This is a genomic window from Arsenicicoccus sp. UBA7492 (assembly GCF_002479615.1).
Classification (GTDB): Bacteria; Actinomycetota; Actinomycetes; order Actinomycetales; family Dermatophilaceae; genus Arsenicicoccus; species Arsenicicoccus bolidensis.
In genome coordinates, this window is record NZ_DLOE01000046.1 from 20,711 (window position 1) to 29,900 (window position 9,190).

A 9,190-nucleotide genomic window follows, 5' to 3' on the forward strand; every position below is an offset into this window, starting at 1 on the left:
GGACGACGCGAGGGGCGGGTGCGGCATACGAGAGGATGGGGCCATGGACACGGGCGCGGGCTTCGGGATCGAGGACCTGCGTTCCGTCCTCCTCCTCGGATCCGCCGTCCTGCTGCTGGCCGTCGTCGCCGTCCGCATCAGCGCCCGCTCCGGCCTGCCGTCCCTGCTCCTCTACCTGCTGATCGGCGTCGGGCTGGGTGAGTCGGGGCTCGGCATCCAGTTCGACGGAGGCCGCCTGACCCAGGCCCTCGGCTACATCGCCCTCGTCCTGATCCTGGCCGAGGGCGGGCTCTCGACCTCGTGGAAGCACATCAGACCGTCGGTGGCCCCGGCCGCCCTGCTCTCGACCGTCGGCGTCATGGTGTCCGTCGGGGTGGTCGGCGTCGCCGCGAGGTTCGTCCTCGACCTCGACTGGGTCTCGGCGCTGCTGGTGGGGGCCGTCCTCAGCTCGACCGACGCGGCGGCCGTGTTCTCCGTGCTGCGCAGCGTGCCCCTCCCGCGGCGGCTGACCAGCCTGCTCGAGGCGGAGTCCGGCTTCAACGACGCACCGGTCGTCCTCCTCGTCACGGCCCTGGCCTCGGTCGCCGCTGGTGACTCCGACGCCGGTCCGCTCTTCCTCGCCGGGCTCGCGGTCTACGAGCTGGTCGTGGGCGCGCTGCTCGGCATCGCGGTGGGCTGGCTCGGGACCAAGCTGTTGCGCCGCTACGCCGACACCTCGTCCGCGCTGTTCTCGATCGGCGTGATGGCGGTGCCGACGATGGCCTACTGCGTCGCGACCTACGCCCACGGCAGCGGCTTCCTCGCCGTCTACGTCGCCGCGCTCGTCGTCGGCAACAGCTCCCTGCCGCACAAGGCCGCCACCAGGGGTTTCGCCACCGCGATGGGCTGGCTGGCCCAGATCGGCCTGTTCGTCCTGCTGGGCCTGCTGGCCTCCCCCTCCGAGCTCGGCCGGTGGATCGTCCCGGCGGTCGTGATGGGGTTGGTGCTGCTCCTGGTCGCCCGGCCGCTGTCGGTGGTGGTCTCCGCCACGCCGTTCGGGATCGGGTGGCGCGAGCAGGCCTTCCTGTCGTGGGCGGGGCTGCGCGGCGCCGTCCCCGTCGTCCTCGCCACGGTCCCAGAGACCAGCGGCGCGTCGTCGCTCGCCTGGTTGTTCGACCTCGTTTTCATGCTCGTCGTGATCTTCACCATCGTGCAGGGGCCGACCATGCCGTATGTCGCCCGGCGGCTCGGCGTCATCGACGCGGGCGCGACGATGGACCTGCAGCTGGAGTCCACCCCGCTCGAACGACTCAACACCGAGGTGGTCGAGGTGCAGATCGGCGAGGAGTCCCGCATGGCCGGGGTCGAGGTCTACGAGCTGCGCCTGCCCAAGGGCGCCAACGTCGCCCTCGTGCTGCGCGGCGAGCGGTCGTTCGTGCCCGAGCGCTCGACCGTGCTGCGGCGAGGTGACTCGCTGATGGTCGTGGTGCCCTCGGAGCTGCGGGACGCGGCCGAGGAGCGGCTGCACGCGGTGTCCCAGCAGGGCCGCCTGGCCGGGTGGCTCGAGCCGGGGAAGCGCCCGCCCGTGTCCCGCACGGTCCGCGAACGCGGTCAGCGACGGCGCGACGGCTCGCTAGACTGAGCGGTCGAACGCCCAGGTCGGCCTCGGCCGCCGGCGTCCCTGACCCGCTCGTTCCTTCCGGAGGCACCGTGCCCACCTACTCCTACCGCTGCGCCGATTGCGGCGAGGCCTTCGACATCGTGCAGTCGTTCAGCGACGACGCGCTCACCGTGTGCCCGCGCTGCGAGGGGCTGCTGCGCAAGGTCTACAACAGCGTCGGCGTCGTCTTCAAGGGCTCCGGCTTCTACCGCACGGACTCGCGCGGCAAGGACGCCAAGGCGACCAAGAGCACCTCGGCCTCCCCGAGCGAGTCCTCCTCGAGCACCTCCGGCACCAGCGCCTCGTCCGGCTCCGACGGGTCCGCGAGCGGGTCCGGGACCTCGTCCAGCAGCTCCAGCACCTCGACCAGCTCGACCGCCGCCAGCTGACCGTCGAGGGCGCCGACCGGCTCGTATGTCGCCGGCCCACTCCTCGCACGCCCTAGGACGCGCCGGTCTCGGCGTGTCGTCCACAGCTCGTCGCGTCGTGGTTCGCTCTGTCCACAGGCGGCCGCCGAGCCCTCCCGCGTCGCAGGTCCGCTCCTTAGCCTCGCGGCATGACTGCCCTCCCCCGCCGTGGCGACCGAGCCGGGCGCCCCGCACCGCTACGCCGGCCGTGGCGCGCACGCCTGCGCAGCCGCCGTGTGTCCTGGCACGTGCGACTCGTCCGCCGCGCCCTGGCCGCCCTCTGTCTGGGGCTCGCCGTGGCCGGGGCGCTGCGCCTGGCGTTCCCGGCCCCTCCTCCAGCAGGCACGCGCGTGGTGAGCGCCGCCCGCGACCTGCCCGCGGGGCACGTGCTCGACGCGAAGGACCTCGTCATCCGTCGGTGGCCCGGGTCGGACGCCCCCACCACCTGGCCGGACGCCGAGGCCCTCGTGGGGCGCCGCCTGGCCGGGCCAGTGGCCACCGGCGACCCGCTGACGCCCCGTGCAGTGACCGGAGCCGCCCGGCTCGCGGGCCTGCCCGAGGGGTCCGTGGCGCTCGCCGTGCCCTCCGTCGAGCCCGTGGTGGCGGACCTCGTGCGCGCGGGCGACCGGGTCCAGGTGTGGGCCGGTGCCCGCCTCGTCGCCCCCGCCGCCGTGGTGCTGCAGACCCCGGTCGGTGAGTCCGCCGGGGTGGGGCTGCCGGGAGGCGCCGCCGGCGCCTCCGGACGCACGGTCCTGGTGTCCCTCAACGCATCTCAGTCCAGGGCTCTGCACGCAGGCCACGGAGCCGGGCCCGAGGACGAGCCCCTTCACCTGATGCTCACGGCGGGTTCCCAGTAAGCACTTCGCGTCAACTTTTTGGGGACCTATGAACGATTAAGTATCGTCCTCGTGTAACTCAGCGTCATACGGTGGGGCATGCGGCGCAGTCGCCGCCCGAGCCCCTGAGCGGGCTCGCTCCACATCTCCCCAGGACAGAGAGAGAACAGTCATGCTCAAGGGCTTCAAGGACTTCCTCATGCGCGGCAACGTCGTCGACCTCGCGGTCGCCGTCGTCATCGGTGCCGCCTTCGGCAAGGTCATCGACAGCTTCGTCGCGATCCTGATGAACCTCATCGGCAAGCTGGGCGGCCAGCCCAACTTCAACTCCTTCAACCCGGGCGGCGTCCCGGTCGGCGCGTTCCTCACGGCCCTCATCAGCTTCCTGATCATCGCCGCGGCCATCTACTTCATGGTCGTCGCCCCGATGAACGCCATCGCCGCCCGTCGCAAGGCCGGCGTGGAGGAGACCGATGCTCCCTCCGAGGAGGCCTCCATCCTCATGGAGATCCGCGACGAGCTGCGTCGTCGCTGACCCTCCCCGCACGTCACGAAGGGCCCCGCCGTGCTGGCGGGGCCCTTCGTCGTCCGCGCAGACGAGCAGGAGCAGGTTGACGCGGACCGGACCCCGGGGTCCTACTCCCAGTGCGGGGGACGCTGCTCCCGCAGCCACCGGTCATGGGCGTCCTCGCGAGGCGCGTCGGAGCGGCGCCGCGCTGCGGTGGAGGGGGGCGGGTTCTCCTGCGTGGCCGGCGGGAGGCGGGGCTCGGCCTCGCCCAGGGGCGCCCTCGCCGCAGACCCCGTGCCGGGGGCGTCCACCCGACGGTGTTGGCGCGTCACCGTCGGGCCTCGTCCGAGCCTGCGTCACGAGCCTTCGCGCGGGCATCACGAGCCTTCGGGCCGTCGTCCCAGCGTCCGTGGGCCGCCTCGACGATCCGGGCGACGACGCGCTCCGGGGCGGTGAACACGTCGGCGGTCCACACGCGCAGCGGCTCCCACCCGGCCCGGCGCAGGAGCTCCGGCCGCCGGACGTCGCGGTCGACCGGCCCGCCACCGCGGGCGTAGTCCACACCGTCCGACTCCACCGCCAGGGCGACACCACGCACGGCGCGGGGGTCGCGCACGGCCAGCTCGACGGCACCCGCGCCGCGGCCCGCGCGCTCGGTCACCGTGAGTCCGGCCTGCCGCAGCCGGGCGGCGAGCTCACGGGTGACGGGATCGCTCAGGCCGCCCAGCGAGGGGACGGGCCCGGCCGGCGTCCCGGCCAGCTGCAGCACCTCGGCGAGCAGCTCCACGCCGGCGCTTCCCGCCCCCACCTGCCGCAGCTGCTCGGCCGTCACGGAGGACACGAGGACGAGCCGCTGCCGGGCCCGCGTCACCGCGAGGGCGGCCCGCCGCTCCCCCGCCCCCAGCGCCAGGGCGCCGAACCGGTGCCCCGCCTGTCCGGCCTCGTCGAGCGCGTAGCCGACCGAGACGATCACGTCGTCCCGGGTCCGGCCCTGCACCTGGTCGACAGGCTTGATCCACAAGGGCTCTCGCGCCGACCCGGCAAAGAACCTGCGCGACGCGTCGGTCAGGTCGAGGCTCGCCAGCTGCGCGCGCAGCCCCGCCGTGATGGCGTCCGCGTGCGCGGGATGGAAGGTGACGACACCGAGCGAGCGCTCGGGGGTGCTGCGGGCGTGCGCCACCACGAGCCGCACGACGCGGTCCACCTCGGCCGCGGTCGTGACGGGGGCCTCGCCACGCGGCGGCTGCGGCATACGGTCCTGGTCCACCAGCTCGAGCTGCACCCGGGGCGCGGTGGACGCGACCGGCACGACCACGGGGTCCTGGCCGTGCAGCCGGCGGTCGACGGCCAGCGCGACGCGGTCGTCGACGCCGTGGTGGACGGTCGCGAGGGTGTGCACCGGCAGGATCTCCGCGAGGGACGAGAGCACGGAGGTCGCCCGCTGGTCGGCCTGCACGTCGTCGTCGCGGCGGGCCGGATCGGGCACGGTCACGCTCACGTCGCCGGGGGGCAGCTGGTGCTGATCCCCGCAGACGACGACCTGCCGGCCACGGCTGAGGGCCGACACGGCCTGCGCCACGGACAGCTGGGACGCCTCGAGCACGATCACGGTGTCCACGGCCACGCCGACGGGCAGGAGGGACGCGATCTCGTGCGGGCTGGTCGCCCAGCAGGGGCGGGCGTCCCCGACCGCGGTGGCGACGGCGGCGGCGCGTTCGCGCAGGGCCAGGGCGTCGAGCCGGCGCAGCCCCGCGGCGTCGGCGTCGAGGGCGCTGCCGTCGTGCGCTCCGTAGTGCGGGTCCGTGCGGCGCACCTCGTCGAGGACGGAGCTCCACCACACGTGACGCACCTCAGAGGCCACCTGCGCGGCGGGGACGCGTCGGGCCGCCAGGTCCTCGACGAGTGGCCCCAGCCCCTGGGCCCGCAGCCCGTCCAGGGTCGTGGTCACCAGCGGCAGCACGGCGAGGCGTCGCCGTCCGCGCAGGAGCTCGCGCACGCGGGCGAGAGCCGTCTCGACGGGCAGGTCCAGCAACCCGGCGCCGTCAACGGTGGTCGCGAGGACCGGCTCGAGCGCCTCCAGGTCGGCGACCACGGCGCGGTGCGCGGCGCGGGCCTCGTCGATCCCGTGCGGGACGGTGGGACGGCTCGCGGCGCCCGCCCGCTCGCGCCACCGGGTGACCTGGTCATGGGCCGTCGCGAGCGCGTCGTGCAGGTCGGTCGGCCCGGGACCGGGGCGCACCAGCCGCCGGGCGTCGCGCCGCAGGCCCTGACGGCGCCACGGGCCGACGCCGGCGTCGTGCTCCGTGCGGTATGCCGTGGACGTGGCCGCCAGCATCTCCGGCAGCGGCGCGTCGAAGACCTCCGGGACGAACGCGTCGAGGGTCGCGCGCACGCCCGACACGAGGTCCAGGTCCTGGCCCAGGCCCCGCACCGAGCTCGCGCGGGGCAGACCGACTTCGCGGCACAGGGCGTCGACCAGGCTGGTCAGGCGGGTCAGGCCGCGGTCGCCGTCGAGCCGTTCGCACGCGGCGAGGGCGGCGTCCGCCTCGGCGGGGGTGGTGATGCGAGCCGCGCGCCACGGGTCGGCGCCCTGATGCGTGAGCCACGCGCCGTCCTCGGCGACCTGCACCAGCTCACGGGTGGCGACGTCGAGCCGCTGCGGGGTGAGGTGGGCGAGGTCGTCGCCGGCGAGCCGGACGCGAGATCGCGGCGGCGGATCGACCTGGCTCAGCTCGACCATGGCCCCCTGCGCCTGGAACGCGCTGACGCCCCACGGGTGTCGGGCCTGGTGGAGGGCGACGAGGTGTCCCTGCAGCCGCTCGGTGACGGCGTGGTGGTCGCGGGTCGTCGCGGCCGTCGCCTGCACGGGCTCGGCCGGCGTCGCGGCCGTGAGCGGCTCGTGCTCGTGCCGCAGGTCGGGTCCGTCGTGCGCCTCGACGACGAGGTCGAGCCCCGCCTGCGCGAGACGTTCCTGCACGGCCGTGATCGCGGACCGGGCGTGCGACACGAGCAGGACGCTTCGGCCCTGACCGGCCAGCCCGGCGACGGCAGCGGCGACGACCTGGGTCATCCCGGTGCCGGGTGCACCCTGCACCACGACGTCGTCGCCCGCGCCGATGGCGTCCAGGGCCGCCCGCTGGTGCTCGTCGACCGGCAGGACCAGCGGCAGGGACACTCCGGCCGCGGGCTCGCCGGTCGGCGGACGCAGCGCGGCGGGGTCACCGGCGAGGGCCCGCACCACCGGGTGCTCGGCCACCGTCGTCCCGGCGAGGTCGGCGACCATCCCGAGCTTGGCGTAGGGAAGGAGCGCGACCCCGAGACGCCGCTCGATGGTGAAGCCGGGTAGTCCCGAGCACCGACGGAGCAGCTCGCGATATGCCGATTCGGGGTCGAACCCGTTGCGCCCCCAGGAAGACTCGGCCAGCCCGCGGCCGTCGAGCTCCACCCCCAGCTCGGCCCGGACCAGCTCGACCAGCGCCGGGTTGAGCTCGACGGTGCGGCTGACCACCAGGTCGAAGTCGGTCTGGGCCAGGTCGCGGGGGCGCAGCTCGCACGGACGCAGGAAGACGGGGGCGCTGGGCACTCGCCCGGCCCCGCCGGAGGTCTGCCAGGTCGCCATACCGGCGGCCAGGAAGCAGGTGGCGAGCCCCCGGTCCTGCCAGAGGTCCTCGGCGGTGGCGCGGATCCGCCGGGCCACGACCACGGCCTCGGCCAGCGCCCGCGGCTCGCGGTGCAGGTCGGACAGCTTGGCGTGGCGCCCGGACAGGAAGATCGCGAGCCCCGCCGGGTGGCCGTGCGTGAGCTCGAGCCGCCCGCGCGCGTCGGCCGGGCGCCAGAGCAGGGAGTTGGGTCCACCCGCCTCGACGAGCTCGCGCCGCCAGCGGGCGACGGCCGCGACCGCCGGGTCCTGCTCATCGGTGGGGCGGCTGGCGGCGGGCGGTGCTGGGGTCACCGGCCAAGGATAGCGAGGCCGGGATGCCCCGGGCGGACATGGTGGCGGCGCGCATGATGCAGGGGGAGGGAACCATGCGCGCCGCTCGTTGAATGATCGATAAACAGCGCCCAAAGGTCAAGACTGGCGAGTAACCACGGGCCAGGTTCGCCCTGTTGACACACCCCATCGGTGCGGATCTCACCCTCCGTGTCCATCTCGGCGGCCGACGGGTTGGATCGATCCACACCCTGCGGTCGCGCCCGTATGACGAACCACGCCGGTCGCTGTCATCGCTGCGCCCGCCGCCATGACAAGATAGGTGCCCGTGGTCGGCGCAGCCGCCACCCCCGCCCTCGTAGCTCAGGGGATAGAGCACCGCTCTCCTAAAGCGGGTGTCGATGGTTCGAATCCATTCGGGGGCACCACACAACATCGCAGTTCAAAGCCCCTTTCCGGGGTCGATCGCCAGCAGGCCGAGGGCCTCCGAAGGACCGTTGTGACACATTTGTGGCACACCCTGAGCGGGGACGAGCGCATCCAGCGAGCGTCCGACGACGTCCAGGTCGTCGGGGAAGAGCCCGGCGTAGACGTCGAGGGTCATAGCCGCGGAGGTGTGGCCACGCATCTGCTGGACGGCCTTGACGTTGGCGCCCGCCGCGATGGCGAGAGACGCAGCCGTATGACGGAGGTCGTGGGGCGTGAGGGCGACGAGACCGGCACGCTCCACGGCGGGGTCGAAGACGCGGCGGCGCCAGTTGTTGAACCGCAGCGGCCCACCCATGGGGCCGGGGAGGCCAGATCCTCCGCGCCCCTCCCCCGACCCTCCTGCTCTATGTGCCGCATGAGCGCCGGCGGCACCGGGACGACCGGACCTGGTACGTCTTCGGCGTCGTCCACACGAGCTTCGACCTGACGACACTCACGGACTCAGCAACCGTCAGGCACTTGCGGACGGGATCGATCCGACCGACCTTGAGCGCCGCTAACTCCCCGAACCGCAGCCCGGTCAGCGCGAGGACGAGCACCTGGAGGCCGTTGTCCCCTGCCGCGTCGACGAGGTGCTATAGCTGCGACGGGGTCAGGAAACGCGGCTCGCGTCGCGGCTGGCGCGGCAGGCGCCCGCCCGTCGTCGGGTTGCGGGCGATCCGGTGGTCGGCGACGGCCGCGTCGAAGATCATCGACGTCACCAGGTAGACCTAGGGGACCAGGCCCGGGGACATGCCCGAGGCCACGAGATCACCGATCCACGGTGCCACGTCGGAGCGCGCCACCTGGACCAGCGGCCACGACCCCCACTTGGGCACGACGTGGGTGCGGGCCACCTCCCGGTAGCGCAGGGCCGTGCTCGGCTTGAGGTGCCCGAGGCCAGCGGTCCAGGTCGCGGCGTGGGTCTCGAAGCGCACCTTGCCCGCCGCGGGGTCGAGGTAGGTCCCACGGTGCATCTCGGCCTGCAGGTCGGACAGGAAGCGCTCGGCATCGACCTTGCGGCGGAACGACTTCTTGCGCTGAGCCCCCGTCGGGTCACGCCAGCGCGCGAGCCACCGCCCGTCCCGAGGGTCCTTGGCCACGGGCGCCACGTCGGGCCGCCTTGGAGACGGCCCAGGCGCGCACGGCCGCGGGGTCGAAGCGCAGGTGCTTGCCGAGGCGCATGCACGGCGGCCGTCGCCGCGGTGGCGCCACTGATAGATGGTGGCGACGCTGACGCTGAGGAAGTCGGAGACGTCCTCGATGGTCCAGAGGCGGTCGCCCGCCGGGGGCGGGGGGGGGGGGGGGGGGCAGGGGGGGGGGCGCCCGGGGCGGGGGGGGGTCTTTGGGGGGGGGGGGGGGGGGGGGGCGGAGTGGGGGGCACGGACCCACCCGGGGAGC

Annotated in this window: 8 protein-coding genes and 1 tRNA gene; 5 read left to right on the forward strand and 4 right to left on the reverse strand. The window is 74.2% G+C overall.

The features are described 5' to 3' along the window. Positions 1–43 precede the first annotated feature (43 nt). The 4 genes from B4E97_RS14055 to mscL all read left to right on the forward strand — a co-directional run bounded on the left by B4E97_RS14055 (position 44) and on the right by mscL (position 3,417). Positions 44–1,621 carry a potassium/proton antiporter gene (locus B4E97_RS14055; protein WP_286960310.1) on the forward strand — a complete coding sequence of 526 codons (1,578 nt, stop codon included), beginning with the start codon at positions 44–46 and terminating at the stop codon, positions 1,619–1,621. Positions 1,622–1,689: 68 nt separating this feature from the next. Further along, positions 1,690–2,028: an FmdB family zinc ribbon protein gene (locus B4E97_RS14060; RefSeq protein ID WP_286960311.1), complete on the forward strand. Its 339-nt coding sequence runs from the start codon at positions 1,690–1,692 to the stop codon at positions 2,026–2,028. 167 nt (positions 2,029–2,195) lie between these two features. Beyond that, entirely contained in the window at positions 2,196–2,903 is a 708-nt protein-coding gene (locus B4E97_RS14065) for an SAF domain-containing protein (RefSeq protein WP_286960312.1), read from the forward strand. Positions 2,904–3,054: 151 nt separating this feature from the next. Continuing rightward, complete coding sequence (gene mscL, locus B4E97_RS14070; protein WP_019284302.1) at positions 3,055–3,417, forward strand: large conductance mechanosensitive channel protein MscL; 363 nt, start codon at positions 3,055–3,057, stop codon at positions 3,415–3,417. A 301-nt stretch (positions 3,418–3,718) separates the two neighbouring features. Here the strand turns inward: mscL and B4E97_RS14075 are convergent, their stop codons facing one another. Beyond that, on the reverse strand, positions 3,719–7,342 hold the full coding sequence (locus B4E97_RS14075) for an AAA domain-containing protein (RefSeq protein ID WP_286960313.1): 3,624 nt from the start codon (positions 7,340–7,342) through the stop codon (positions 3,719–3,721). A gap of 331 nt (positions 7,343–7,673) precedes the next feature. Between B4E97_RS14075 and B4E97_RS14080 the strand changes: the two genes are divergently transcribed. Further along, a tRNA-Arg gene (locus B4E97_RS14080) sits at positions 7,674–7,749 on the forward strand. Between the two features lie 14 nt (positions 7,750–7,763). Here B4E97_RS14080 and B4E97_RS14085 read toward each other — a convergent pair. The 3 genes from B4E97_RS14085 to B4E97_RS14095 form a co-directional block, all read right to left on the reverse strand. Continuing rightward, positions 7,764–8,105, reverse strand: coding sequence for a tyrosine-type recombinase/integrase (locus B4E97_RS14085; RefSeq protein ID WP_349681184.1), 342 nt, complete (start codon positions 8,103–8,105; stop codon positions 7,764–7,766). 280 nt (positions 8,106–8,385) lie between these two features. Next, a complete protein-coding gene (locus B4E97_RS14090) occupies positions 8,386–8,511 on the reverse strand; it encodes a hypothetical protein (protein ID WP_286960314.1) in 126 nt (41 codons plus the stop codon). 9 nt (positions 8,512–8,520) lie between these two features. After that, positions 8,521–8,892, reverse strand: coding sequence for a hypothetical protein (locus B4E97_RS14095; protein WP_286960315.1), 372 nt, complete (start codon positions 8,890–8,892; stop codon positions 8,521–8,523). Positions 8,893–9,190: the final 298 nt, after the last annotated feature.